The sequence below is a fragment of the Halomonas sp. RT37 genome (assembly GCF_040070525.1).
GTDB classification, from domain to species: Bacteria; Pseudomonadota; Gammaproteobacteria; order Pseudomonadales; family Halomonadaceae; genus Halomonas; species Halomonas litopenaei.
The window spans coordinates 4,312,872-4,338,520 of the sequence record NZ_CP098827.1 but is presented as its reverse complement, the minus strand read 5'-3'; the positions used below and the strand labels follow the sequence as shown (position 1 = coordinate 4,338,520).

Sequence of the window (25,649 nt, the reverse complement as noted above, 5' to 3'; positions counted from 1 at the left end):
TCAGGCCTCCCCTGTAGCGCTGGCTTTGTGGCTGGTGATGCCCTGGGCGCGGGCCATGGCGAGGGCGGCCTGGGGGCCGGTCCACAGCGACGGCAGCAGCACCAGCGACACCGGGATGGCGGTCAGCACGATGAACTGCTGCAGGGCGCTGATCTGCCCCGCGCCCATGTACAGGAGGATAGCCGCCATCAGCGCCATGGCGATGCCCCAGAAGGCGCGAACCAGCGGGCTCGGCTCGTCGTGACCGGCGCCGACCACGGCGATGGCGTAGCTCATGGAGTCACCGGTGGTGGCGACGAAGATGGTGGTCAGTACCAGGATCGCCACCGCCATGACGGTACCGCCGGGCAGCGCCTGGGCCACGGTCAGCGTAGCCACGTCGAACTGGAAGTTGTTGAGCGCCTCGGTCAGGTCGATGGCTCCGGTCATCTGGTAGAAGATGCCGGAGCCTCCCAGCAGGGTGAACCAGATGGCCGTGGCCACCGGTGCCAGCACCGCCACGGTGAGCACCATCTGCCGAATCGTGCGGCCCCTGGAGATGCGCGCGACGAAGATCGCCATCAGCGGGCCATAGCCGATGAACCAGGCGAAGAAGAACACCGTCCACCACTGCATCCACCAGTCCGGCGCGCTCTGGGCGGTCATCGTCGACATGGCGAAGAACGACGTCAGGTACTCGCCGAAACCCTGGGTGAAGGCGTTGACCATGAACAGCGTCGGCCCGAACAGAAAGATCACCGCGGCGATGGCGAGCGCCAGGAAGACGTTGAAGCGCGACAGGATCTGGATGCCCTTGTCGATGCCGGTAACCGCCGAGGTGACGTAGACCGCGCCGAGGCCGATCAGGATGATCAACTGGGTCATGTAGGTGTTGGCCACGCCGAACAGCTCATGCAGACCGAAGCTGACCTGGGTGGCAAGAAAGCCGATGGGGCCGACGGTGCCGGCCACCACCGCGATCACGCACAGGGCGTCGACCACGCCGCCCAGCGGGCCCTTCATCAGCCGTTCGCCGAGTACCGGATAGAGCAGGGTGCGCGGCTGCAAGGGCTGGCCCTTGTCATAGTGGGCGTGGGACAGCACCACCGCGGTCAGGCTGCCGAGCACCGCCCAGGCCAGAAAGCCCCAGTGCATGAACGACTGGGCCAGGGCCGGGGCGATGGCGGAGTCGCTGCCGGCCTCGATGGCCGCGCTGCCGGCAAAGGCCGGCGGCGTGACCACGAAGTGGTAGATCGGCTCGCCGGCGGCGAAGAACACCCCGCCCCCTGCCAGCAGGGTGCACATGATGATCGACACCCACTTGAAGGTGGACAGCTCCGGCGTGCGGGTGTTGCCGATGCGTGCACTTGCCGCCGGGGTGGCGATCAGCCCCATGGCGATAAAGAAGGTCAGCAGCAGCAGGATTTGGAAGTAGCTGCCGAGCGCCTTGGCGGTCCAGGCGAAGCCCGTGCCGATGGCCCCCGCGACGCCGTCGATGTCGTACAGCGACAGGCCGACGAACAGCAGGATGAAACCGATGCTGAGACAGAGCACGACGGGGTCGCCCAGGCGATACTGGCCGGCGGGCAAGTCCGCGGTCGCTGGCGCCGAGCGATCGGCGGGCGACGAGGTGCCGGTGGTGGAGGTGGTCATGGCATGAACCTCTGGCGTGCGGCACCGTCGGGGCGGTGCCTGTTATGGTGATTGATGGCCGCAGGCATTCGGTTGTTGTTGAAATCTGGGATGCCGGCGGGTCGGTGGCTGACGGATGGCTGGTCCAGGGTTGGTCGAGGGCTGGTCGAGGACTGGTCGGGGGCTGTTCCGAGTGCCGCCTCAGGCGACCTTGGCGATCCCCTGAGGCGTGGCGGCGCGCTCCAGCAGCGCCACCCAGTTGCGGCCCATGATGCCGGCCACTTCGTCCTCGTTCATGCCGACGTCGCGCAGGCCCTGTATCAGGTTGGGGAAGTCGCGACTGTCCTTGAGCCAGGCCAGTGGCCGCGGCCAGCCGGCGTTGGTGGCGCTGCCCTCGCCGTAGTCCATGTCCTTGGACCAGCGGCCGTTGCGCATCCAGTCGAGCACCGAGGTGGGCTGGTTCTGACACAGGTCGGTGCCGATGCCCAGGTGTTCGACCCCCATCAGGTCGGCGGTGCGGGCGATCATCTCGCAGTACTCGGCAAGGGTGCAGTCCGGGCCGTTGCGCAGGTGGAAGGGGTAGGCCGAGAAGCCCAGCAGGCCGTTGCACTCGGCGATGGCCCTGAGTACCCGGTCGGACTTGTTGCGCTTGGCCGGGTGGAAGCTCTCGGGGTTGGCGTGGGAGATGATCACAGGACGGCTCGACAGCTCGATGGCCTCGAGGGTCGAGCGCTCAGCGCTGTGGGACATGTCGATGACCATGCCGACCCGGTTCATCTCGCGAATCACCTGGCGCCCGAAGCGGGTGATACCGCTGTCTTCTGCCTCGTAGCAGCCGCAGGCCAGCAGGCTCTGGTTGTTGTAGGTGAGCTGCATGATCAAGAGGCCGAGATCGCGCATCACCTCGACCATGTCGATATCGTCCTCGATGGGCGAGCAGTTCTGGGCGCCGAGAAAGACCCCGATGCGCCCGCTGGCCTGGGCCCTGGCGATATCGCCGGGCCCGCGCACCGGCATGATCAGGTCCGCATGGGCCTCGAAGCGGCGGTTCCACTCGCCCAGGCGCGACAGCGTCTCGCGGGTGGTCTCGTGGTAGACCAGGGTGGCGTGGACGGCGTCCAGGCCGCCCTCGCGCATCTGCTCGAAGATCTCCCGCGACCAGTTGGAGTACTGCAGGCCGTCGACGGTCAGCATTTCTCGGGACATGACGTCTCTCCTCAGGCCTTGACGTAGCAGGTCTTGACCACGGTGTAGAACTCGCGGGCGTAGCGGCCCTGCTCGCGGGGGCCGAAGCTCGACGCCTTGCGGCCGCCGAAGGGCACGTGGTAGTCGGTGCCCGCAGTGGGCAGGTTGACCATCACGCAGCCGGTCTCGGCGCGGGCCTTGAACTCGCTGGCAAGCTTCAGCGAGTCGGTGATGATGCCGGCGGTCAGGCCGAAGTGGGTGTCGTTGAGCACCTCGATGGCCTCGTTGGCGTCGGCGACCTTGATCACGCAGGCGATCGGGCCGAACACCTCCTCGCGATTGATGGCCATGTCGTTGGTGGTATCCACCAGAAGCGCCGGTGCCATGAAGTAGCCGTCGCTTGCCGCGCTGACGCGCTCGCCGCCGAACACCAGCCGAGCCCCATCGGCCTGGGCGCGTTCGACCCATGCCAGGTTGGAGGCAAGCTGGCGGGCGTCGGCCGCCGGGCCGATGTGCACGCCGTCTTCCAGAGCGGGGCCGACACGCACCTGCTTCAGGCGCTCGATCAGCCGCTCGACGAAGGCGTCGTGGACCTTTTCGGTGACGATCAGCCGCGACGAGGCGGTGCACTTCTGGCCGGTGCCGGAGTAGGCGCCGTTGAAGGCGGCCTCCACGGCGAGGTCGAGATCGGCGTCGTCGGCCACGATCAGGGCGTTCTTGGAGCCCATCTCGAGCTGGCACTTGACCAGGTTGGCGGCGGTGGCGCCGGCCACCCGGCGACCGACCTCAAGCGACCCGGTAAAGGTCAGGGCATTGATCTCGGGACTCGAGATCAAGGCGTCGCCGACGCTCGAACCCGGCCCCATGATCAGGTTGAAGCTGCCTGCGGGCAGCGCCTGACGGCTGAGGATCTCGGTCAACGCCCAGGCGCTGGCGGGGACCAGGTTGGCCGGCTTGAACACCACGGCGTTGCCGAAGGCCAGCGCCGGGGCGATCTTCCACACTGCGGTGGCCATGGGGAAGTTCCAGGGGCTGATGACGCCGACCACCCCCACCGGCTCACGGCGCACCTCCACTTCCACGCCGGGGCGCACCGACTCGGCGCGCTCGTCGATCTGGCGCAGCACCTCGGCGGCGTAGTAGTGGAAGAACTGGGCGGAGCGGTGGACCTCGCCGACCGCCTCGGCCAGGGTCTTGCCCTCTTCACGGGCCAGCAGCTCGCCGAGCTCGGCCTTGCGCGCCATCAGTTCGTCGCCCACCGCCATCAGCACGCCGTAGCGCTGCTCCAGGCCGCTCTTGGCCCATTCGCGGCCACCCCGGCGGGCGGCGGCGATGGCGTCCTTGACCTGCTCGGTCGAGGCCTGGGCGTAGACGCCGATCAGGTCGCTGGTATCCGACGGGCTGCGGTTCTCGATCTGGTCGACGCCGTCGATCCACTGGCCGTCGATATAGAGTGGGTAGGCTGACTGCTGAGACATGATGACCTCCTGTGACGAATGCGACACAGCCTAGGAGAGTCACCAAAATAAAGATAATCAATAATAACGAGCATATGATAAATAAGGCTTACCGCCTGTCTGTGTGACGGCCCGTGTGACGGCCCGTGTGAGGAAATGCCATGCTCCCCGACCTCAAGATCCAGCCGCTGCGCTACGTGCTGGCGATTGTCGACCACGGCGGCTTTCACGCCGCCGCGCGCCAGCTTCACCGCAGTCAGCCGGCGGTGTCGATGGCGGTACGTGAGCTGGAAGCGCGCCTTGGCGAGGCGCTGTTCGAGAAGGGGGCCCAGGCGAGCCTTACCCCCTTCGGCGCATACTGCGTGCCGCGCTTTCGCGAGCTGATCCTCCAGCATGATCGCCTGAGCCGCGACCTGCTCGCCCAGGTCGAGCGCCAGGCGGGGCATCTAGACATGGCGGCGGTACCGTCGGTGGCCAGCCGCCTGATGCCGAGCTTGCTGTCGGAGTTCGTCGAGCGCTATCCGGGCATCCGCGTGGCGCTGCACGACGGCAACGCCGACTTCGTGCGCGAGCAGGTGCTGGGCGGTGAGGTGGATATCGGGCTTTCAAGCCTGTGGCAGCCTGACGATGCCCTGGCGTTCACCCCTTTGCTGCGCGACAAGGTGGGGGTGGTGTGTCGCGATGACCATCCCTTCGCCGGGCGCGAGAGCCTGCACTGGCGCGAGCTTGCCGGCGAGACCCTGATCGGCAACGGCACCTCGCGGCTGCTCGAGGGCACCGAGGCCGAGGCGCTGCTGGCAAGTCCCACCTTCTTCATCTCCAACATGATCTCGCTGACCGCCAGCCTGGTGGCGGGGCTCGGCATCACCACCCTGCCGCGACTGGCGTTCGCCGAGGAGTACGAGCGGCTGAGGTTCGTTCCGCTGGAGTGCCCGGTGGTGGAGCGCCAGGTGGGACTGGTGCGCTTGGCCGGTCGCAGCCTGTCGCCGGCCGCCGCTGCCATGGCGGCCTTTATTATCGAGCGCCTGGAGGAGGGGCAGGGGCAGGATGGCCATGCCCCGAGCAGCCAATAGCCGATCAGCCAATAGTCGTTCAGCCAATAGCCGATAACGCCAGGCGGGCTCGCCGTCCGTCAGCCGTTGCGGTCGAGTTCGCCGGCGTCCATGCCGTTGCGTCGCCGGACCTCGAGCAGCAGGGCGCTGTGGTCGAGGTCAGCACCACCTGCGTTGACCAGATCGCCGAACAGGCGGTCGGTCAACTCAAGCAGCGGCAAGTCGAGGCCGAGTTCCCGGGCGACGTCGCAGGCGGCGCGAGTGTCCTTCAGCTGATGCCTGGCCGGTCCGCCGGGTGCGAAGTCGCCGTCCAGCATGCGTTGGCCATGCTGGTCGAGAATCCGCGAGTAGGCGAAGCCCCCCAGCATGGCCTGGCGCACCTTGGCGGGGTCGGCGCCGCCGGCTTCGGCCAGCACCAGGGCTTCCGACACCGCCGCGATGGTGCTGGCCACCGTCAACTGATTGACCAGCTTGGCCAGGGCGCCGCTGCCTGCCGGGCCAATATGCAGGGGATGGCCCATGGCCTCGAGAATGGGCTTTGCCCTGTCGTAATCGACGGCGTCTGCTCCGGCCATGATCGAAAGAGATCCTTCGCGCGCGCCCTTTTCGCCGCCGGAGACCGGGGCGTCCACCCAGCCAAGGCCAAGCTCGCGACAGCGTTCGGCCAAGGCGATTGCTTCACTGTGGCCAATGGTCGACATCACGATGAGCAGGGTACCGGGAGACAACTGACGGGCGATGCCGTCGTCGCCGAACAGCAGCGTCTCGCATACCGCGCCCGAACTTACCATCATCACCACCGCCTGGGCGTTTGCCGCTGCCTCGATGGGTGTCTCGGCCAGAGTGGCGCCAAGTTCGCCCAGCGGGGCTGCCTTGTCGATGCTGCGATTCCAGGCACGCAGGGGGAAGCCTGCACGGATCAGATGACGGCCCATGGGCAGGCCCATGATACCGGTGCCCAGCAGGGCGATGGTGGCAGGAGAGGTCATACGGGCGGCTCGTTGTAGATTAGAAAGTAGGTAACAGCCTAACCTCTTCCGCCCGGTGCCTCCACGCTCAGTCGACCTGCCGCCACCACTGTACCGGCCAGCCGCGCTCGCGGGCGGTGGCGTCAAGCGTCGGGTCGGGGTTGATGGCGAAGGGACGGTCGACGAATTCCAGCAGGGGCAGGTCGTTACGCGAGTCGGAGTAGCCGAAGCTCTCCACCGGGGTGTGCTCGGCCAGCCATTCGCGCAGCGCCTCGAGCTTGCCGCCCTGGAAGGTGCGGATGCCCTCGGCCTTGCCGGTGTAGCGCCTGCGCGAATCGAGTTCGAGGGCGGTGGCCAGCGCCTGATCGGCACCGAGGCGCTCGGCCAGCGGGCCGACCACGTGGATCGGCGAGGCCGAGATGATCACCACCCGATGGCCCTGGTCACGGTGCCAGGCCAGGCGTTCGTGGCCCTGAGGGAAGAGCCGGGGCACCACCTTGGCCTCGAGGAAGGCGTCGACCTGTTGCCTGACGTCGGCCTCGCTGCGGCCGGCCAGCGGCGTCAGCAACAGCGCCAGATGGGCTTCCATGTCGAGCGTTCCGGCGGCGTAGGCGGCCATGTGTTCGGCGAAGGCGGCGCGGTAGGCGTCGCCGTCCTCGATCCAGCCGAGATCGATCAGCCACTGACTCCATAGTCCGGTGATGTCGCCGTCGAGCAGGGTGTCATCGAGGTCGAACAGGGCCAGGGTCATGGGCGCGTCGGGGGCCTTGGCGGCATCGCCGTGGCAGGCGTCAGTGGTCATGGTGACAGGGCTCGTCAGGTCGTTCATGCATCCAGCTCCTGAACCTCGTCGAGATCGACGTGGATCGTCACCTCGCAGCCGGCGGGCAGCAGGCTGCGGGCGGAGCGATTGAGGGTATCGACGGCGAGGCTGGTGCCATCGCAGTCGATGTCGTAGCGCACGATGTTACCGAGCAGGCGATGTCGACGCACACGACCGCTGACGCCCGGTCCCACCCGCGCCGGCCGCTCGCCACCCAAAGGGCGGCCCTGCACGCTGAGATAGAGCGCCTCGGGGCGCAGCGCGACACGCCCGGCCTGGCTGCGAAAGCCCAGCAGTGGCGCGGCCTCGACGGCGTCGAGCAGACAGTAGTGGCCCATGAAGCCGGCGGCGTTTTCGTCCCGGGGCCGGGTGTAGAGCACCTCGGCGGTGTCCTTTTGCAGGATCCGTCCCTGGTGCATCAGGAACACCCGGTCGGACATCAACATGGCCTCTTCCTGGTCATGGGTCACGAACAGGGTGGTCAGGCCGAGGGTCTTCTGAATCTCGCGGATCTGGTCGCGCAGATGTCGACGAATGCGGGCGTCCAGCGCCGACAGCGGCTCGTCCATCAGCAGTACCTTGGGTTCCACCACCAGCGAGCGTGCCAGTGCCACCCGCTGGCATTGCCCGCCCGACAGCTGGTGGGGAAACTTGTGCGCCTGGTCCTGCATCTCGACCAGGCGCAGCACCTCGTCCACCCGGCGCGCGCGCTCGTCACCGGGGACCTTCTGCATGCGCAGGCCGAAGGCGACGTTGTCGGCGACCTTGAGGTTGGGAAACAGCGCATAGTGCTGAAACACCATGCCGACCCCGCGCCGCTGGGGCGGCAGGCGGGTGATGTCGTCACCGCCGATGTGGATGCTGCCGGCGTCCAGCGAGGTCAACCCAGCGATGGCCCGCAGCAGGGTCGACTTGCCGCAGCCGGACGGCCCCAGCAGGGTGATGAACTCGCCATGCTCGATATCGGCGTCGATGTCGGCGAACACTGAGGTTTCGCCGAAGCGCTTGGCCAGCCCCCTCAGCGAGACCGCGTTGCCGCTTTCCTGGCGGCCTGGCGCGGACGGGGTCGTGGTCTGGACCGAGGACGGGATAGTGGACGGGACCGTGGACGGGGCGGCGCGCTGGGTGGCAGGTGTAGTGGCAGCCATCATCGTGTGGCCTCCGTGATGGTGTGCTCGGCCTGGCGATTGCCCAGCCAGGTCAGGATCAGGGTAAAGGCGAACAGGGTGATCACCAGGGCGCTGGTGAAGTGGCCGCTGGCGCCGCGCATATTGTTGAGGTAGACCTGCAGCGTCTCGAAGCGGGTGCCCACCAGCATGTTGGCGAAGACGAATTCGCCGACCAGGAACGAAAACGACAGGAAGATGGCGATCTGCACCCCGCCACGCAGGTTGGGCAGGATGACCAGAAAGAAGGCTTTAAGCGGCCCGGCACCCAGCAGCTGGGCGGCGTCCATCAGGCTTTGCACGTCCACCGCACGCAGGCTGTTGGCAATGGCGCGGTACATGAACGGCAGCACGATGGTGAAGTAGGTGGGAATCAGGATCCAGGGGGTGCCCACCAGCGGCAGCGGGCCGCCAGCGTAGAGCTTGAGTAGCCCCACCGAGGACACCACCGGGGGCACCGCGAAGGGCATCAGGATCAGGGTGTTCATCCAGCGGTCCAGCCACGGATAGCGGGTGTGGGCCAGCAAAGCCACCGGCATCACCAGCACCAGCGACAGCGCCAGGGCACCCACGGCGACAGCCAGCGACCGGGCGAAGGCCGCCACAAAGCGCGGGGTGGTCCATAGCTCCACGAACCAGGCCAGGGTCAGGCCATCGGGGACCAGGGTCGCGCCCCAGCGGGTGGCCAGGGCGTAACCCAGGGTCGCCACCAGCGGCAGGGCCAGCACCGCGAAGACGCTGCCGACGATCCAGGCGTAGGGGTTGAAGGTCGCCGACAGCGGCGCTGCGGTCGGGCTCTTGTGAGCCGGCAGGGTTTCAGCGTGAGCCATGCTGTGCACTCCTTCTCAACAGCCACTGCTGGACCAGGGTGACCAGCACCAGCAGCATCACCAGAATCAGCGCCAGGGCGCTTGCCAGATTGGGCTCGAGGAACAGGTCGCCGGCCACCAGGTTGGCAATACGAATGGTCATCAGGTTGTAGCTGGTGTTGACCAGCGCGTAGACGGTGGCGTAGGCGCCCATGGCGTTGGCGAACAGTACCGTGAAGGTGCCGGCCAGGGCCGGCCACAGCACCGGCAGGCCGATGCGCTGCCAGTAGGCGATGCGCCCGGCGCCGAGCAGGCTGGCGGCATCACGCCATTCGGCCTTGAGGCCGGCGAAGGCCGGGAACAGCAGCAGGATGCCCAGCGGAATCTGGAACCAGGTGTAGATGACGATCAGCCCGCCGGTGGAGTAAAGACGCACGTCCTCGATGATGCCGAGTCGTTGAAGCGCCAGGGTCAGCACGCCGTTGGCCCCCAGCAGGATGATGAAGGCGAAGGCCAGGGGCACGCCGGCAAAGTTGGAGGTCATGTTGGTGAAGGCGATCATCGCTCGCCTCAGGCGTCCGCCGGAACGTACCAGGGCGTGGCAGGTCAGGGTGGCGATGACCAGGCCGATGGCGCTGGACACCAGCGAGATGGTCAGACTCTTCCAGATCGCCTGGCGGAAGAACGCCGACTGGGCGATCTCCTGAAAGTGGCCAAGGCCCCAGTTACCGTTGACGTTGAAGGCGCTGATCGCGACCCAGGCCATCGGCGCCAGCTGGAAGGCGGTGAATATCACGGCGAAAGGCACAAGCCACAGCCAGGCCGGTAGGGGCGCCTTCACGAGCCGGCCTCCTCGTTGCAGGTGGCGTTCGCGGTGGATGCGACGCCTGCGCTGCTGGACGCGGCCAGCAACTCGGGATGCCAGGGCTTGTCGTGGGAGAGCCCGAGGACGCTTGCCAGGGTGCCGCACAGGTGGGTCTGGCGGATGACCCGTCCGGCGGGGTCGGCAAAGGCGTCGCCGAACAGCCACAGCGGCACCCGGCGTTCTTCTTCCAGCAGGCCCGAGTGGGAGCGATCGGCGTTCATGCCGTGGTCGGCGGTGATCATCACCTGGCAGCCGTCGGCCAGCCAGCCTGGCAGGTAGTCGGCCAGGGCGATGTCGGCGTGGCGGGCGGCGTTTCTGTACTGGGGCGAGTCGCCGCCGTGACGGTGGCCGGTATCGTCGATGTTCATGCTGTGAACCAGCAGGAAGTCCGGCGCGTGGCGTTGCCTCAGGGCCTCGGCGTCGCTGAACAGGTGATCATCCGGATAGTGGTCCTGCCAGTAGAAGATGCCGGCCTGGATGGCCGCCGCAGGGTCGTCGAGAAAACGGTCGCGGGTGCGCTCGAAGGGCGCCTTGACGTAGAGCTCACTGACCCAGTGATAGGCCGCCGCAGCGGTGGCAAGGCCCTGGCCGCGGGCCAGGTCGAACAGGCTGATGCCATGGGACCGGCGCACGATGTCGTTGTGCACTACCCCGGAGTCCACCGGGCGATCGCCGGTCAGCAGGCACTCGTAGAGCGGCCGAGACATGGCCGGCAGCTCGCAGTCGAGGTGGGTGGTGTAGCCGCGTCCGGCCTCTACCAGGGCGCTCAAGTGGCCCATGGCGTGATGGCCGACGGCGTGATTAAGGCCGTCCAGCACCACCAGTATGACGGGTCTGGTCATGATGACTCCCGGCCGCGCGGCAATACAGGGCGCGGCGCTGTCGCGATAAGACGTGGAATGCGCTGAAGACAGGCCACTTGGGCACTGTCTTCAGCGGTCGATCGACGTAGCGGCGCTGTCCTCAGCGCTTGATCACTGCTGGTGGATCAGCACCTCGGACTGCCACTGGCGCGGCAGCACCTTGGCGCTCTGTTCCCAGGCGGCAAAGTCCTGGATCGGACGGGCGCTGGCGTACTGCTCGTTGGGCAGCAGCTTGGCGGCGATGTCGTCGGGCAGGGTCAGGTGCTCGGCGCGGATCGGGCGAGCGTAGCCCTCGGCCAGGTTGAACTGCCCTTCGTCGGACAGGATGTACTCACGGGCCAGCTTGGCGGCGTTGGGGTGCTGGGCGTGGGTGTTGATGATGGTGGCATAGCCGGAGGTCACCGAAGCGTCCGAGGGGATCACCACCTCGAAGGCGTCACGGTCGATCTGGTCGCGGTAGTTCAAGGCGTTGAAGTCCCACAGCAGGGCCACTTCCACTTCGCCCTTCTCCAGGTTGGCGATGGACACGTCGGCCAGCGACAGTCGGCCCTGCTCGGCCAGTTCGGCGAACAGCTCGAGGCCCGGGGCCAGATTGCCCTCGTCGCCACCGGCGGCGTAGGCGGCGGCGAGTACCGCATTGTTGGCCTGGGAAGCCTGGCCCACGGCGCCCACCGATACCGAGTAGTCACCCTCGCGCAGGTCGGCGAAGGAACTCGGGCGCTGGTCCTCTTCCACCAGGTTCTTGTTGATCATCAGCGCAATGGTGCCAGTGTAGCCGAGCATCCAATGGCCATCGTCGTCCTTGGCCCAGTCGGGGATCTCGTCCCAGGTGGTGGGCTTGTAGGGCTGAGTCACCCCCTGCTGCACCGCGATCGGACCAAAGGCGAAGCCGACGTCGCCGATATCGGCGGTGGCGTTCTCGCCCTCGGCCTTGAACTTGGCGACTTCCTCGGCGGAGCTCATGTCGGTATCGGTGTGCGCCAGGCTGTAGACGCTTTCCAGGTCGGCCCAGGTGTCCTTCCAGTTGGCCCAGGTGTCGGGCATGCCGACGCTGTCGACGCGGCCTTCCTGCTTGGCGGCCTCGATCAGTGACTCAAGCTCGGCGGTGTTTGCCTGGGCGGCGGTGGACAGCAGGCCAACGCAGGCCAGGGCGGTCAGGGTCGGGTAACGCAGAGAAGTGACGATCACGAGAGGGTCTCCGGGTCAGGGGCGTGAAGTCGACGGAAACCGATGCGCCTTTCTGGTCTAGATCAGTTCCCGTTGACGATCACCCTAAGGAGCTAGCGTGACAGCCTCGTGTCAGTTGCGTGGCAGTCTCGTCTCAGTCCATATGAGCTAGGTAAAGGACGAAAAACCCGACTCGTTCGAGCACTGTCATCGCTTTGTCACCGGCTTGCCACTAGACTGCTGAAATTACGTTGAACCTTCTTTGGTCTATACCAGAAAGCTGGATGCCACCGGATACTGCCCGGCGGCGATCCTGGTCAGAGCTTCGAGAGTCCGCCTTGCCTACTGTCCCTGACGACACCTCGCACGACGCCTCACCCTCCCATCGCCTGCGCGAGCGTCTTGCGCCCTTGCTGAGTCTGGCCTCGACACGGGGCGATCGCCGTCTGCCCAGCGAGCGAGACATGATGGCGCGCCTCCAGACCACCCGCATCACCCTGCGCGAGGCACTCAATGAGCTGGAGGCGGAGGGCTGCGTGTATCGCGAGAATCGGCGCGGCTGGTTCGTGTCGCCGCCACGGCTACGCTATGACCTGTTGGCCTGCCTGCCGTTTCACGAGATGGTGCGATCCCAGCAGCGCAGCGCCCGCACCCTGTTGCTCAGTGCCGAGGAAGTGATCGCGCCCGTCACGGTCGCCCGCCGGCTGGGACTCGCCGAAGGCGAGCGCGTCTACCGCATCTGTCGTGCCCGGCTGGTGGACGAACGCCGGGTGCTCTACGTGGAACACCATCTGTTGCCGCGCTGCTTTCCCGCCATTCTGGAGTTCGATCTGGCGCGGGAATCGCTGACCGAGCTCTACCGCCGCGAGTACGGCATCCGGGTCGGGCGGGTCAGCTACGAGCTCGGCACCTGTGTACTTTCCAGCGACGCCGCCAGCGCGCTCAACGCGGTACGCGGCAGCCCCGCCCAGCGCATCACCCGCATCAACCACGACCAGAACGGCCGTGCCATCGACTGTGATGATGAGTACTGGCGCCACGACGCCATCGAGCTGACGCTTTCCGCCGCCCCTCAGGGAGTTTGAGGTGCGAGATCGAGGGGCTTCGAACTGCAGGGGAGTGCTAGACCGCGGGAGGGCGTTCTTCCAGCAGGTGCCACAGGGGGGCTGCCACTGCCGCTTCGTCGCGATGGCGATAGCAGGCCACTTCCAGAGAGGGGCCGCCGAGGATTTCCTGCAAGGAAATCAGCTTGCCGCTCTCGAGGTCTTCCTCGATCAACCCGTGGGGTAGCCAGCCGATGCCGAGACCGGCCAGGGCGAGTTGGCGAATGCCGATGGTGAAGGCGGTCTCGCAGACCAGTTCGATCTCGTAGTGGCGTTGGGCATCGAGTAGGTAAGGCGTCGCCAGGGCCTGGCCAAGAAAGCTGTCCGGATCGTAGCCGATCAAGGGCAGTCGTTGACCTTCCTCGAGTTCGTGCATGAGACCACCGTGATGATCCGATGCGCACACCGGCAACAGCCGTTCAACGCCCAGTGACAGCCGCTCGACGCTGTCGCTGCCGCTGAACAGGGGGGCGCCCTCCAGCTCCGAACACAGCAACAGGTCGGCCTTGCCTTGCTCGAAGTCGTGGATGCACTGGCTGCGGTCGGATGAGGTGATCTGCAGTCCCACCTCAGGCGCGTGATGACGCAGGTGGCGCAACAGGCGCGGCAGGTAGCTGACGGTCAGGGTGTGCTGGGTGGTCAGAATGGCCCTGGGCCCCTGGCGGGCATCGCTTCTGAGACGACTGCGCATGGCGTAAAGGCGTGCCAGCCACTCTCGTAATTGGGGCTCGTACGCCCGCGCGTGGGCGGTCAACTCCAGGCGCGAGGCGCTGCGATCGATCAGCGCCACCCCCAGCCATTCTTCCAGCTGGCGGATGCGGCGCGAGAATGCCGGCTGGGTGACGTGGCGCCGTTCGGCCGCCTGGGAAAAGGTGCCCGCTTCGATAAGCTCGAGAAAATCCTCTATCCATTCGATCTTCATTGGTGTTTTGGTCTGCCTTGGTGGGTGGCGGCCGGGGCTAAGCAGTGGCTATGCAAAAATTTAACAGCTGGCGAGCAACTTGGCATTGGTCTCATGTTCCAGGCGAGGCTTAACTTGGAAGCGATCGCTCGAGGGCAGGCCTTCAGGCCTGCTGTGTCTTTCGACGTAGGTCGTCAAGAGAGCACGCCAATGCCAACAATGACTCGCCTGGAGGCCCGTATGCACTTGTCCCGTTTTCCCCGTGTCCGTCTCGGCCATATGCCCACTCCGCTGGAGCCCATGGACAACCTGAGCAAGCTGCTCGGCGGTCCGCGGCTGTGGATCAAGCGCGACGATTGCACCGGCCTGTCCACCGGTGGCAACAAGACCCGCAAGCTGGAATTCCTGATGGCCGATGCCCTGGAACAGGGTGCCGACACCATCATCACCCAGGGCGCCACCCAGTCCAACCATGCCCGCCAGACCGTGGCCGCCGCCTGCAAGCTGGGGCTCGAGTGCCACATCCTGCTGGAAGACCGCACCGGCAGCGAGGACCCCAACTACAACTACAACGGCAACGTCTTCCTTGATCAGCTCCACGGCGCCAGCGTCGAGAAGCGCCCGGGCGGTGCCGACATGGCCGCCGAGATGGAAGGCCTGGCCGATCGTCTGAAGAGTGAAGGCAAGAAGCCCTACATCATCCCCGGCGGCGGCTCCAACGAGATCGGTGCCCTGGGCTACGTCAATGCCGCCCTGGAACTTCTGGCCCAGGCCAACGACATGGGTCTGCGCATCGATCATCTGGTCCACGCCACCGGCAGCGCCGGCACCCAGGCGGGCCTGGTCACCGGCCTCAGCGCCTGCAACGCCGGTATCCCGGTGCTCGGCATCGGCGTTCGCGCGCCGAAGGACAAGCAGGAAGCCAACGTCTTTGCCCTGGCCCAGAAGACCGAAGCCAAGCTCGGCCTGTCCGGCGTCGTCAGCCGCGACCAGGTGGTCGCCAACTGCGACTACGTGGGTGAGGGCTACGGTGTGCCCACCGACAGCATGATCGAGGCGGTCACCCTGCTGGCCCGTCACGAAGGCATCCTTCTGGACCCGGTGTACTCCGGCAAGGGCATGGCAGGGCTGATCGACCTGATCCGCCAGGGCCACTTCAAGCAGGACGAGAACGTCGTCTTCCTGCACACCGGCGGCGCCGTTGCGCTGTTCGGCTATCCCGATACCTTCGGTTTCCCCGACTACAAGGGCTAGGCCCAGGGCGCTTCAGGGCAGGCGCCCGCTGAGTTCGGGCGCCCTCGACGACGTTATTCGGAGACAACAATGACCATTCGTCATCTCAAGACGGCGGAGGCCGCCGCTGGCGTTGCCGCCGAAGACCAGCGCGTGACGGAAGCGGTGCGTGGCATGCTCGAGGATATTCGTGCCCGCGGCGAGGCGGCCGTGCGCGAATACGCCGAGAAGTTTGACGGCTGGACCGGCGACTTTGTGTTGAGCGACGACAAGCGGCGTCAGTTGATCGACAGCGTGCCCCAGTCGGTCAAGGACGACATCGACTTCGCCCACCGCCAGATCCGCCGTTTTGCCGAGGCCCAGCGTGACAGCCTGACCTCCTTCGAGATCGAGACCGAAGAGGGCGTGCTGCTCGGTCAGCGTGTGCTGCCGGTACACAGCGCCGGCTGCTATGTGCCGGGCGGCCGCTACGCTCACGCCGCCTCGGCGCTGATGAGCGTGGCCACCGCCAAGGCCGCCGGTGTCGAACACGTGGTGGCCTGTTCGCCGCCCCGGGGCGACAGCATCAACCCGGCGGTGGCCTACGCCATGCATGTGGCCGGCGCCGACATGATCCTCGAGATGGGCGGCGTCCACGCCATGGCCAGCATGGCCTTCGGTCTGTTCGGTGGCCGCGAGGCCGACATCCTGGTCGGTCCCGGCAACGCCTACGTGGCCGAAGCCAAGCGCCTGCTGTTCGGTGAAGTGGGTATCGATGTGTTTGCCGGCCCCACCGAGTCGGCGATCATCGCCGACGAATCCGCCGACCCGATGACCATCGCCGTCGACCTGGTGTCCCAGGCCGAGCACGGCCCGAATTCACCGGTGTGGCTGTTCAGCACCAGCGAAGCGATCGCCCGCGAAGTGATGGAGATTCTGCCGAAAGTCGCTGACGACATGCCCAACGCGGATATCGTTCACGCTGCCTGGCGCGACTTCGGTGAGGTCATCGTGGGCGACAGCCGCGAGGAGATCGTCGCGATCAGCGATCAGTACGCCTGCGAGCATCTGCAGGTGCTGTGCGAGGATCTGGACTGGTGGAAGCAGCATTTGAGCAACTATGGCTCGCTGTTTCTGGGGGAGGGCAGCACCGTCACCCACGGTGACAAGTGCTCCGGTACCAACCATATCCTGCCGACCAAGCGCGCCGGGCGTTACTCCGGTGGACTCAATGTCCACAAGTTCATGAAGGTGCTGACCACCCAGCAGTTGAGCGTCGAGGCCAATCTGACCTTCAGCGCGGTGGGATCCCGGATTTCCCGCACCGAGGGCATGGAAGGCCACGCCCGGGCCTGTGACTGGCGCCTGGCCAAGTACTTCCCCGAGCAGGAGTGGGATTTCCCTGTTCACCGTCAGGCTCGTTACTGAGTCGCAAGCGAAGGAGCCTGCCATGCGCCGTTTTGCCAAATCCTTCACCCAGCAGGAAGCCATCTCTGACGACGCCATCGCCTCGGCGGTGGCCGTGCTCCAGAGCGGTCGCCTGCATCGCTACAACCTGGCCGAAGGCGAGGCCGGTGAGACCGCCCTGCTGGAGTCCGAGTTCGCCGCGAGCCTGGGTGTCGACTACGCACTGGCCTGCGCCTCCGGCGGTTATGCGTTGCAGCTGGCGCTGCGCGCCTGCGGACTCGAGGCCGGCGACAAGGTGCTGTGCAACGCCTTCACCCTGTCGCCGGTGCCCGGCAGTATCGTCGCGGCAGGGGGCGAGGCGGTACTGGTGGACATCCTGGACGATACCACCGTCGATCCCGGCGACCTGGATCGCGCCGCTCGCGAGAGCGGTGCCGGCTTCTTTGTGCTGTCGCACATGCGCGGCCATATCGGCGACATGAACGCCATCGTCGCGGTGTGCGAGTCCCACGGCATCGTGCTGATCGAAGACTGTGCCCACACCATGGGGGCGGCCTACGATGGCCGACCCAGCGGCACCTTCGGCAAGGCAGGCTGCTTCAGCACCCAGACCTACAAGCACATCAATTCCGGAGAGGGCGGACTTCTGGCCACAGCCGATGCCGAGGTCATGCGGCGTGCGGTGATCCTGTCCGGCTCCTACATGCTGTTCGATCGGCACCTGGCCGCACCCGCGCCCGAAAGCTTCGCCGAGACGCGTCTGATGACACCCAACATGAGTGGCCGCATGGACAATCTGCGGGCGGCCATCCTGCGTCCTCAGCTGGCCGAGATGGAGCACCGCAAGACGCGCTGGAATTCGCTGTATCGGCGCATGGAGCAGCGTCTTGGAGATATCGCCGAGGTGTGCCTGATTGACCGGCCCGCCAGGGAGGACTTCGTCGGCAGCTCCATCCAGTTCCGCCTGCCGGCGCTGGGCGCCGACACCATTGCGCGCTTTGTCGAGGGCTGCGAGGCCCGCGGCATTCCGTTGAAGTGGTATGGCAAACCCTTGCCGGAGGACTACACCAGCCGCTACGACAGCTGGGGTTATCTGGCCGGCACACGTGCGCTGCCGATCGCCGACAGAGTACTCGCCACCCTGTGTGACCTGCGCCTGCCGCTGACCTTCGATCAAGCAGACTGCGACGACATCGTCGCGCTGATGAGCGCCGCCATGGATGAGGCGGTGCAGCCCCCCGAGGCAACACCCGACAAGGCGCTCGGCTCTCGCTGAGCCACGTCTGACGACGCAATAACAAGACATCCGGAGTGACAATAATGTTCAAGAAGACTCTACTTACCGCCGCCATCGTCATGGCAGCCACTGCCACCGCCGCAGAGGCCAAGACCTTCAAGGTCGGCATGGGCGATCCCATGGACTCCGACCAGGGGGCCCTGGCCCAGCGCTTCGAGGAGTTGGTCGAATCGCTGTCCGACGGCGAGATGCAGGTCGAGTTGTTCCCCGGCGGCCAGCTCGGTTCCGAGACCGGCATGATCCAGGACACCCGCATCGGCAAGCTGGACTTTGCGCTGGTCGGTGTCGGCAACCTGACGCCCTACGCAGCGCGTCTGGGCGCCTTGACCATGCCCTATGCCCTGCGTAGCCACGCCGATGCGGTCAAGGCCACCACCGGCCCCCTGGCCGATCGGTGGAACACCATCGCCGAGGAAGAGGCCGGTGTGCACATCGTCAGCTGGCTGTACTCCAACTTCCGTCACCTGACCAACTCCCAGCGGCCGGTGACGACCCTCGCCGACGTCGAGGGACTCAAGGTTCGCGTGCCGCAGAACGAGATCATGCTGGCCAGCTACGAGGCCTGGGGCGCCAGCCCCATCAGCATGTCCTGGCCGGAGGTCTTCACCGGCCTGCAGCAGGGCGTGATCGATGGCCAGGACAACCCCTACATCGTCAACAGCACCATGAAGTTTCACGAGGTGCAGGACCACCTCACCGAACTTCACGCCCAGTACTCGCTGCAGCCCATCGTGATGGGGGTGCGCAGCTACGAGCGTCTGTCCGACGAGGAGCGAGCGATCATCGATCGCGCCGGCCTGGAGGCGCAGCTGTACGCGCTGCAGTTCCAGCTGACCAAGGCCTCCGAGGCGCGCGCTGCCATGGAAGCCGAAGGGGTCGAGGTGGCCACCCTGGAAGATGAGGATGAATGGATCCGCATCGCCCAGGAAGAGGTGTGGCCGCAGTTCTACGAGGACATCGGTGGCCAGGAAGCCTTCGAGGAAATGCAGGCGGCGCTCGGTCACTGATCGTTGTCGCCGCGGGCGGCGGTCGCTGACCGCCGCCCGGGTCTTGTTGTCATCGCTGCTGCATTCCCGTCGGGAAGGAGGCCTCCATGCTGGCCAAACTCAACTATATCGAAGACTACGCCTGCCGCTTTCTGCTCGGGCTCTTTGTCATTCTGCTGTTCGTTCAGGTGGTGATGCGCGTCACCCTGGGCATCGGCATGGCCTGGATCGAAGAGCTCGCGCGCTACGCCTTCGTCTGGTTTGTCTTTCTGGGCGCCGCCCACGCCGCCCACTTGAGCGCGCATAACCGTCTGCAGACCCATATCAAGCTGATGCCACGCAAGGTGGCCAATACCCTCTTGTTGCTGGTGGATCTGATCTGGGTCGCCTTCTGTCTGGTGCTGGCCTACAAGAGCCTGGATCTGATCGGGCTGTTGCTGGAATTCCCCTATGACTCGCCGGCCCTGGGCTGGTCGCTGGCCTACGTTTACTTCGTCTTCCCCATCGCCTTTACCTTGATGGCCTTTCGCGTGCTGCAGGTGCAGTACCTGAAGCTGTTCAAGGGCATCGAGCCAGGTGACGTGGACGCTCAGGAAGTGTCCAGGATCACCGAGGAAACGAGCCACTACAGCGACGGCAAGACGTCGTCCAAGGCGGAGGGCTAAGCCATGGCCGCAACCGTACTGTTTTCCATGTTTGCCGGGCTGTTGTTCTTCGGCACCCCTATCGTCGTCTCTCTCGGTGTGGCCTCGATGGCCGTCTATGTGCTCAACGGCGACGATCTCAGTTCGCTGATCGAGCTGGCCTTTTCGGCCATCAACTCGTTTCCGCTGATGGCCTTGCCGTCGTTCATCCTGGCTGGCGCACTGATGGGGGATGCCGGTATCGCCAGACGCCTGATCCTGATCGCCGAGGAGCTGGCCGGTCCCGCCGCTGGTGGGCTAGGCGCCGCTGCGGTGATGGCCTGCATGTTCTTTGGCGCGATCTCGGGCTCGGGACCTGCTACTACCGCAGCGGTGGGGATGCTGGTGATACCGGCGATGATCGAGCGCGGCTACGGCAGAAGCTACCCGGCGGCGATCACCGCCACCGCTGGTGGTCTCGGGGTGGTCATTCCGCCCAGCATGCCGCTGGTGATCTATGGCGTCACCGCCAACGAGTCGATTTCTGCACTGTTCATGGCCGGCGTCATCCCCGGCGTGATGCTGGGGGCGGGCCTGATGGTGGCCAACTACATCACCGCCAAGCGCAACGGCTACCAGACCGAGGGAACTTCCTACGATCGCAAGCGGGTGGTCGCGGTGCTCAAGGATGGTTTCTGGTCGCTGATGGCGCCGGTGGTGATCCTGGGCGGCATCTATTCGGGCATGTTCACGCCCACCGAGGCGGCCGTGGTCTCGATCTTCTACGCCCTGTTCGTCGGTGTCTTCATCCACAAGGAGTCGTCGCTGCGCGGGCTCAACGAGGCCTTCCAGAGCACCACCTGGCTGACCGGGCGTGTGTTGATCATCATGTTCACCGCCACCGCCTTCGGCCGCATCCTGGTCGAGAATCACATTCCGGCGATGATCGCCCAGGGCATCCTGGATATCACCAACAGCCTGTGGCTGGTGTGGATTCTGGTGATCGGCTTTCTCCTGATCGTCGGCATGTTCATCGAGATCCTGGCAACCATCATGATCGTCACGCCGGTGCTGTTGCCGGTGATGGTGGAGCTCGGCGTCGATCCCGTGCACTTCGGCATCGTGCTGGTGGTCAGCCTGGGCATCGGTTTCTCGACGCCGCCGCTGGGCGAGAACATGTTCATCAGCTCGTCGATCGCCAATGTCTCCATCGAGAAGATTTCGGTGCGCGCCTTGCCGCTGGTGGGTTCCATGGTGGTCATCGCCTTGCTGCTGGCCTTCTTCCCGCAGCTCAGCCTGTGGTTGCCCAACCTTCTCGGCTTCTGATACCGGTCATCACTCGTCAAAGGACCCGCTATGACGCTTTCCACCGATAACTCCGCAACAATCGCCGACCATACGATGGTCGGCGTGCTGGGCGGCATGGGACCGGACGCCACGGTGGCCTTCATGCAGAAGGTCATCGAGGTGACGCCCGGCGAGGACGATATCGACCACGTGCATATGCTGGTCGACAACAATCCCAAGGTGCCATCACGGATCAAGGCGCTGATCGACGGTGACGGCGAGTCACCGGCGCCTGCCATTGCTGCCATGGCCAGACGACTCGAGCAGGCAGGCTGCGATTTTCTGGTCATGCCCTGCAATACCGCCCACTACTACTGGTCGGCCGCCCAGCAGGCGGTGGACATTCCGGTGTGGCATATCGTCGAGCGCACCCTGGACCGGGTCGCCGCCGAGATGCCGGGGGCCAGGGTGGGCATGCTGTGCTCGCCGGCGCTTCGCAAGATTGGTCTTTACGAGGGATTCATCGAGCCAAGGGGGCTGTCGTTGGTCTATCCCGACAACGAGGATCGCGTGCTCGACGTGATCCGAGCGGTCAAGCGTGGTGCCGGGCGCGCGCCCGCCACCCGTGCCGCCTTCATCGAGGCCGCCCATGATGTCCAGGCGCGTGGTGCCGACGTGCTGGTCCTGGCCTGTACTGAGCTTTCGGTGATCCGCGATGCGCTCGATGGTCGCGTGCCGATCATCGATACCGTACAGGTGCTGGCCGAAGACGTGGTCGCCGAGGCCACCGGAAAGGCACCGCGCGGTTGATTCGGAGAACCGAGTCGAGCGCTGAAGCGAGAGTACTGTAACGAGAGCGCTGTAACGAGAGCACTGCACAGAGGTTGAAACAGGGCGGCGTCGAGCGCCGCCAGCACGTCGATCTTCCTGTCCCGTTCACCAAAGAGACGCCTTCGTCCGCCGGCCTCATCCGGCAGGACCGGGGTCGCTCGTTTTCACGATCCGGAGTCGTCCCATGACCTCACCCTCTTCTTCCCCCTCGACGGCGACCTCGCGACAGCGGCTAAGCCGTCGACTGGCGTCCCTGAGCCCGATCGGGCGAGGACTGCTGGTGTGCGTGACCATTGCCCTGGCCACCACCTTTATCGCCGATCACTACGGTGGGCCGACCCTGCTCTACGCCTTGCTGTTTGGCATGTCGCTGCACTTCTTGAGCGAAGAGGGACGCTGCCTGCCGGGGATCGAGTTTGCCGCGCGCACCGTGCTGCGCCTTGGCGTGGCGCTGCTGGGCGCACGCATGACCCTCGAGCAAGTCGGTGACCTGGGGCTTGGACCGGTGCTGACGGTGCTCGCCGCGGTGGGACTGGTGATCTGCGCAGGGGGGCTGCTGGCCCGGGCGCTTGGCCTGCACCGTGATCTGGGCCTGCTGACCGGTGGTGCCGTGGCGATCTGCGGGGCCTCGGCGGCGCTGGCGCTGTCGGCGGTGATGCCGAAAAACGACACCAGCGAGCGCAACACCATCCTCACAGTGGTGGGCGTGACCACGCTGTCGACGGTGGCCATGGTGACCTACCCGCTGCTGGTGGGGGTGCTCGACCTTGCCAATACCCAGGCCGGCATCTTCCTGGGGGGCACCATCCACGACGTGGCCCAGGTGGTCGGGGCGGGGTACATCATCTCGGAGGAGACCGGCGACGTCTCGACCCTGGTCAAGCTGGTGCGTGTGGCCATGCTGGTGCCGGTGGTGATGATCTTCAGCTGGCTCTATCGCGCCTCGCGCAACAGCGAGGGAAAGCGCCAGGTGCCGATGCTGCCTGGCTTCCTGGTGGGGTTCGTGGCGCTGGTGCTGATCAACAGCCTGGGGCTGATTCCCGACAGCGTGAACGAAGGACTGTCGACGCTGTCGCGCTGGTGTCTTGTCACCGCCATCGCCGCCCTGGGCATCAAGACCTCCTTTCAGAAGCTCGCGGTGGTCGGCTGGAAGCCGGTCATCCTGATGGTGCTGGAGACCCTGCTGCTGCTGGCCATCGTGCTGGGGGTGGTGGTCTTCGGTGGGCTGGGTAGCTGAGCGGCGATGAAACGCTGTTCTCGCTAATACACCAATAAAACACAATAAGGTCCCTGATAATGACAACACAAACCGCAACACCTTCACTGTCCTTTCGTGGGGGCACCCTGGGTGCCTTGACGCCCCTGATCCTGCTGGTGCTAGGCCTTGTCTATCTGTCGGTGTTCGAGCGTGCCGGCACCAAGCCATTCTGGGCCTGCGCCTGGGTGGCCATGGGCGTGGGACTCTTTCTTTGTCGGCAACGCACGGCGTACTGTGACAGCCTGCTCAAGGGGATGGGCAATTCCACCGCGACGGCCATCATCGCACTGTGGCTGCTGGCCGGTGTCTTCGGCAAGTTGATGGCCGCCGGCGGCCTGATCGATGGCTTGATGTGGTTGGGAGCAGCGGTGGGCGCCGAGGGTGCGGCCTTCACCCTGCTGGCCTTTGCCATGGCCATGGTGTTTGCCCTGGGGACCGGCACCAGTACCGGTACCGTCATCGGGCTGTCGCCGGTGCTGTACCCGGCGGGCGTCCTGTTGGGGGCGGATCCGTCCATGCTGGCGGTGGCGATCCTGTCCGGTGCGGCCTTCGGTGACAACCTGTCCCCGGTGTCGGATACCACCATCGTGTCCTCCTATACCCAAGGGGCGGAAATCGCCGACGTGATCCGCACCCGTCTACCGCTGGCGCTGTCGGCTGCGGCGATCTCGATGCTGATCTTCCTGTTGTTCGGTGCCAGCGGCGAGGCCTCGGCGTCAGCCGTGGAGGTGCCTTCCGGTCATGCTTCCGGCCTGGTTATGCTGATTCCGCTCGCGGCGGTGGTGTTCTTTGCGCTGAAGCGCCGACACATCGTCGAAGCCATGTTTATCGGCAATCTGGTGGCCATGCTGTGCGCCCTGGCGATCGGTGCCATTGGCCTGGGTGATCTGTTCTCGTTGCCCGAAGCCAGAGGCGAGAGCACCGGCCTGATCGAAAATGGTATTGCTTCGGTAACCGGCGCCGTGCTGTTTGCGCTGATGGTGCTGGCGCTGACCCAGGTGATTCTCGATACCGGTCTGATGGAAAAACTGCTGGACGGCGCCAGGAAGCGCCTGGTCAAGGACCGGGCCAGCGCCGAGACCAGCATCGTGGCAGTGACGATTGCCGCATCTACTCCGCTGTCGGCCAACGCCCCGGCGCTGCTGCTGGTGGGGCCGGGATTGGTACGAAGCTTGGCTCAGCAGTTCGGCATCTCGCCGGCCAGGGCCGCCAACCTGATGGACTGCGCGGTCTGCACGGTGTTCTTTCTGCTTCCCTGGCACATCGTGGTGGCGGTCTGGCAGGAGGTCATCGCTTCCACCGCGGTGCAGAACGAGGTCGCCGCGCCGTCAGCCTTTGCCTCCTTCCTGACCCCGTACCCCTGGGCCATGCTGGTGGTGCTGGCCGTCTCGATCCTGCTTCGGCGGCGCAAGCAGGGCACCACCGAGGTCGCAGCCGTCTGACCGGCCTCCGCTCACCTGGCAGTAAAAAAACAGCCCCGCCATGCTGGCGGGGCTGTGGCGCTCTTGTGGTTGTCGTTGTTGGTAGTAGCGCAGGGAATGTTTTTTTAGAGCGTTAGAGAGGCCAGCGCTACGCAAGCAACGACCGACAGTCCGGTCAGGAACCAGAACAGGGTCATCTCATTAGAAGTGAGGGGGGAAGGTTCAGCACCGAAGCGGTTGTCACCATCACTCCCCTTGATGAAGGTCACCATGATAAATGGGATGAGGTTTATAAGGGGGATAAAGAAAAGTAGCATGAGCCAGCCTGACTTGTTCAGGTCATTTAGCCTGCGCTTTCCCTGGATTAGCGCAAAGATAGTCAATGGAATTCCAAGCACGAATTGGCTGATGGTAAAGGCGCTGGCGGCTGTCTCTGCAGCGGCCGGTGTTGCCGTCAGACTATAGTAGATAAGTATCCCGTGTACGGCATAGACGAACAATACCGGCAAGGTTAAGCGATTAAAGTATCTTACTCTACCGATACGACCATTGGTCGACCATAGTCCAGGGTTTTTATTTGCTGCCTGGCGGTCGTTTGCATCACCTTGCGTGTTGGAGATTTCTGTATCTGAAGGGAAGTTGATTTCATTTGAGTTATCTAACGTAGTGCTTTCGTTTGTCATCTTGCTGCTTCCTTCCTTGGGGTAAGAGTTCCGGCGATCCTTTCGCCGAGTCGGTTAATATCTATGCTTTTAGCAGTCCACTGGGAGGGTCTAAAGACCCAGGTGAAACTGTAGTGGTCCATAGCAGATGGCCGCTGACGCCACGGCAATGTTAAGAATGAGCAAGCACCAGAAGCGCTTCGTTTCCGATGAAGTCGATGGAGAAGGTGGTGGTCCGAAGGGGTTGCTTCCTGGTGTGCCACGAGAGAAGACTAGGGTGATGACCAGCCATACGTTGATCAGGGGAATCAGTCCAAGAAGCAGTACCCACCCAGAACGCCCCTGATCGTTAAGGCGACGTTTTGCCTGAAGAATGGCGAAAAGGGTGAAGACTGAGTACAGGCCTGCGTAGGCGTAGATCAGGATGGTAAAGGTGCTCTGGGTGAGTGTCGCAGGGTACAGGTAGTCGAGATAAAGTGGGAGAAAGAGCGCGAGGTTATAGATGAGTCCTACTGCGGCAAGTCGGCTACAGTAGCGAATGCGCCCGATACGGCCACGAGTTGACCAGAGTCTGCTGCTTCTACCGGGTACGCTATACAGCGGCAGCGGCAAGGTGACGGAAGATGAGGTGGCTGACGACATGGAGTTGAGTCTCATCTTCTTCTCCTGTTTCCTTCTTTAAATCGGTCTTCGAT

The 25,649-nt window shown here is 65.0% G+C and carries 24 protein-coding genes; 11 read left to right on the top strand and 13 right to left on the bottom strand.

The window, feature by feature from the left end:
* The 3 genes from NFG58_RS18805 to NFG58_RS18795 all read right to left on the bottom strand — a co-directional run bounded on the left by NFG58_RS18805 (position 1) and on the right by NFG58_RS18795 (position 4,274).
* The gene (locus tag NFG58_RS18805; protein ID WP_124805153.1) at positions 1-1,632 is read right to left on the bottom strand and encodes a BCCT family transporter; all 1,632 of its coding nucleotides are present in this window, start codon (positions 1,630-1,632) and stop codon (positions 1-3) included.
* A 180-nt stretch (positions 1,633-1,812) separates the two neighbouring features.
* Positions 1,813-2,817: a dipeptidase gene (locus NFG58_RS18800; RefSeq protein WP_204248966.1), complete on the bottom strand. Its 1,005-nt coding sequence runs from the start codon at positions 2,815-2,817 to the stop codon at positions 1,813-1,815.
* Between the two features lie 11 nt (positions 2,818-2,828).
* Entirely contained in the window at positions 2,829-4,274 is a 1,446-nt protein-coding gene (locus NFG58_RS18795; RefSeq protein ID WP_222517105.1) for an aldehyde dehydrogenase family protein, read from the bottom strand.
* A 140-nt stretch (positions 4,275-4,414) separates the two neighbouring features.
* Here NFG58_RS18795 and NFG58_RS18790 point away from each other — a divergent pair, with 140 nt between their 5' ends.
* On the top strand, positions 4,415-5,326 hold the full coding sequence (locus NFG58_RS18790) for a LysR substrate-binding domain-containing protein (RefSeq protein ID WP_348827167.1): 912 nt from the start codon (positions 4,415-4,417) through the stop codon (positions 5,324-5,326).
* Positions 5,327-5,385: 59 nt separating this feature from the next.
* On the opposite strand, the gene NFG58_RS18785 is transcribed toward NFG58_RS18790, so the two are convergent.
* The 7 genes from NFG58_RS18785 to NFG58_RS18755 all read right to left on the bottom strand — a co-directional run bounded on the left by NFG58_RS18785 (position 5,386) and on the right by NFG58_RS18755 (position 11,987).
* Positions 5,386-6,294, bottom strand: coding sequence for an NAD(P)-dependent oxidoreductase (locus tag NFG58_RS18785; protein ID WP_108449218.1), 909 nt, complete (start codon positions 6,292-6,294; stop codon positions 5,386-5,388).
* Between the two features lie 67 nt (positions 6,295-6,361).
* Positions 6,362-7,102, bottom strand: a complete 741-nt coding sequence (locus tag NFG58_RS18780) for an HAD family hydrolase (RefSeq protein ID WP_108133472.1) — start codon at positions 7,100-7,102, stop codon at positions 6,362-6,364.
* Positions 7,099-8,247: an ABC transporter ATP-binding protein gene (locus tag NFG58_RS18775; protein ID WP_197037145.1), complete on the bottom strand. Its 1,149-nt coding sequence runs from the start codon at positions 8,245-8,247 to the stop codon at positions 7,099-7,101. Before NFG58_RS18775 ends, NFG58_RS18780 begins: the two co-directional genes overlap by 4 nt.
* Positions 8,244-9,092: an ABC transporter permease gene (locus NFG58_RS18770; protein WP_108133473.1), complete on the bottom strand. Its 849-nt coding sequence runs from the start codon at positions 9,090-9,092 to the stop codon at positions 8,244-8,246. The genes NFG58_RS18775 and NFG58_RS18770 overlap by 4 nt, the downstream gene beginning before the upstream one ends.
* Positions 9,079-9,912 carry an ABC transporter permease gene (locus NFG58_RS18765; protein WP_108133474.1) on the bottom strand — a complete coding sequence of 278 codons (834 nt, stop codon included), beginning with the start codon at positions 9,910-9,912 and terminating at the stop codon, positions 9,079-9,081. The genes NFG58_RS18770 and NFG58_RS18765 overlap by 14 nt, the downstream gene beginning before the upstream one ends.
* Positions 9,909-10,778 carry an alkaline phosphatase family protein gene (locus NFG58_RS18760; RefSeq protein ID WP_108133475.1) on the bottom strand — a complete coding sequence of 290 codons (870 nt, stop codon included), beginning with the start codon at positions 10,776-10,778 and terminating at the stop codon, positions 9,909-9,911. The genes NFG58_RS18765 and NFG58_RS18760 overlap by 4 nt, the downstream gene beginning before the upstream one ends.
* A gap of 132 nt (positions 10,779-10,910) precedes the next feature.
* Positions 10,911-11,987, bottom strand: coding sequence for an ABC transporter substrate-binding protein (locus NFG58_RS18755; RefSeq protein WP_287165669.1), 1,077 nt, complete (start codon positions 11,985-11,987; stop codon positions 10,911-10,913).
* A 317-nt stretch (positions 11,988-12,304) separates the two neighbouring features.
* Between NFG58_RS18755 and NFG58_RS18750 the strand changes: the two genes are divergently transcribed.
* On the top strand, positions 12,305-13,051 hold the full coding sequence (locus NFG58_RS18750; RefSeq protein ID WP_231498696.1) for a UTRA domain-containing protein: 747 nt from the start codon (positions 12,305-12,307) through the stop codon (positions 13,049-13,051).
* 37 nt (positions 13,052-13,088) lie between these two features.
* On the opposite strand, the gene NFG58_RS18745 is transcribed toward NFG58_RS18750, so the two are convergent.
* On the bottom strand, positions 13,089-13,991 hold the full coding sequence (locus NFG58_RS18745; protein WP_108133476.1) for a LysR substrate-binding domain-containing protein: 903 nt from the start codon (positions 13,989-13,991) through the stop codon (positions 13,089-13,091).
* 219 nt (positions 13,992-14,210) lie between these two features.
* Here NFG58_RS18745 and NFG58_RS18740 point away from each other — a divergent pair, with 219 nt between their 5' ends.
* The 9 genes from NFG58_RS18740 to NFG58_RS18700 all read left to right on the top strand — a co-directional run bounded on the left by NFG58_RS18740 (position 14,211) and on the right by NFG58_RS18700 (position 24,313).
* Entirely contained in the window at positions 14,211-15,224 is a 1,014-nt protein-coding gene (locus NFG58_RS18740; protein ID WP_222517143.1) for a D-cysteine desulfhydrase, read from the top strand.
* Positions 15,225-15,293: 69 nt separating this feature from the next.
* Positions 15,294-16,610 carry a histidinol dehydrogenase gene (gene hisD, locus NFG58_RS18735; RefSeq protein WP_348814922.1) on the top strand — a complete coding sequence of 439 codons (1,317 nt, stop codon included), beginning with the start codon at positions 15,294-15,296 and terminating at the stop codon, positions 16,608-16,610.
* 22 nt (positions 16,611-16,632) lie between these two features.
* Complete coding sequence (locus NFG58_RS18730) at positions 16,633-17,865, top strand: aminotransferase class I/II-fold pyridoxal phosphate-dependent enzyme (RefSeq protein WP_222517097.1); 1,233 nt, start codon at positions 16,633-16,635, stop codon at positions 17,863-17,865.
* A gap of 44 nt (positions 17,866-17,909) precedes the next feature.
* A complete protein-coding gene (locus tag NFG58_RS18725; protein ID WP_052704426.1) occupies positions 17,910-18,893 on the top strand; it encodes a TRAP transporter substrate-binding protein in 984 nt (327 codons plus the stop codon).
* An 86-nt stretch (positions 18,894-18,979) separates the two neighbouring features.
* Positions 18,980-19,537, top strand: coding sequence for a TRAP transporter small permease (locus NFG58_RS18720; RefSeq protein WP_108133479.1), 558 nt, complete (start codon positions 18,980-18,982; stop codon positions 19,535-19,537).
* Positions 19,538-19,540: 3 nt separating this feature from the next.
* Entirely contained in the window at positions 19,541-20,821 is a 1,281-nt protein-coding gene (locus NFG58_RS18715; protein WP_222517096.1) for a TRAP transporter large permease, read from the top strand.
* A gap of 30 nt (positions 20,822-20,851) precedes the next feature.
* The gene (locus NFG58_RS18710; RefSeq protein WP_222517095.1) at positions 20,852-21,592 is read left to right on the top strand and encodes an amino acid racemase; all 741 of its coding nucleotides are present in this window, start codon (positions 20,852-20,854) and stop codon (positions 21,590-21,592) included.
* A 205-nt stretch (positions 21,593-21,797) separates the two neighbouring features.
* Positions 21,798-22,850 carry a putative sulfate exporter family transporter gene (locus NFG58_RS18705; protein WP_108449223.1) on the top strand — a complete coding sequence of 351 codons (1,053 nt, stop codon included), beginning with the start codon at positions 21,798-21,800 and terminating at the stop codon, positions 22,848-22,850.
* Positions 22,851-22,909: 59 nt separating this feature from the next.
* Positions 22,910-24,313 carry a Na+/H+ antiporter NhaC family protein gene (locus NFG58_RS18700; RefSeq protein ID WP_348827166.1) on the top strand — a complete coding sequence of 468 codons (1,404 nt, stop codon included), beginning with the start codon at positions 22,910-22,912 and terminating at the stop codon, positions 24,311-24,313.
* Between the two features lie 104 nt (positions 24,314-24,417).
* On the opposite strand, the gene NFG58_RS18695 is transcribed toward NFG58_RS18700, so the two are convergent.
* Together NFG58_RS18695 and NFG58_RS18690 are read right to left on the bottom strand one after the other, a co-directional pair.
* On the bottom strand, positions 24,418-24,975 hold the full coding sequence (locus NFG58_RS18695) for a DUF805 domain-containing protein (protein ID WP_222517094.1): 558 nt from the start codon (positions 24,973-24,975) through the stop codon (positions 24,418-24,420).
* Between the two features lie 90 nt (positions 24,976-25,065).
* On the bottom strand, positions 25,066-25,611 hold the full coding sequence (locus NFG58_RS18690; RefSeq protein WP_222517093.1) for a DUF805 domain-containing protein: 546 nt from the start codon (positions 25,609-25,611) through the stop codon (positions 25,066-25,068).
* Positions 25,612-25,649 lie beyond the last annotated feature (38 nt).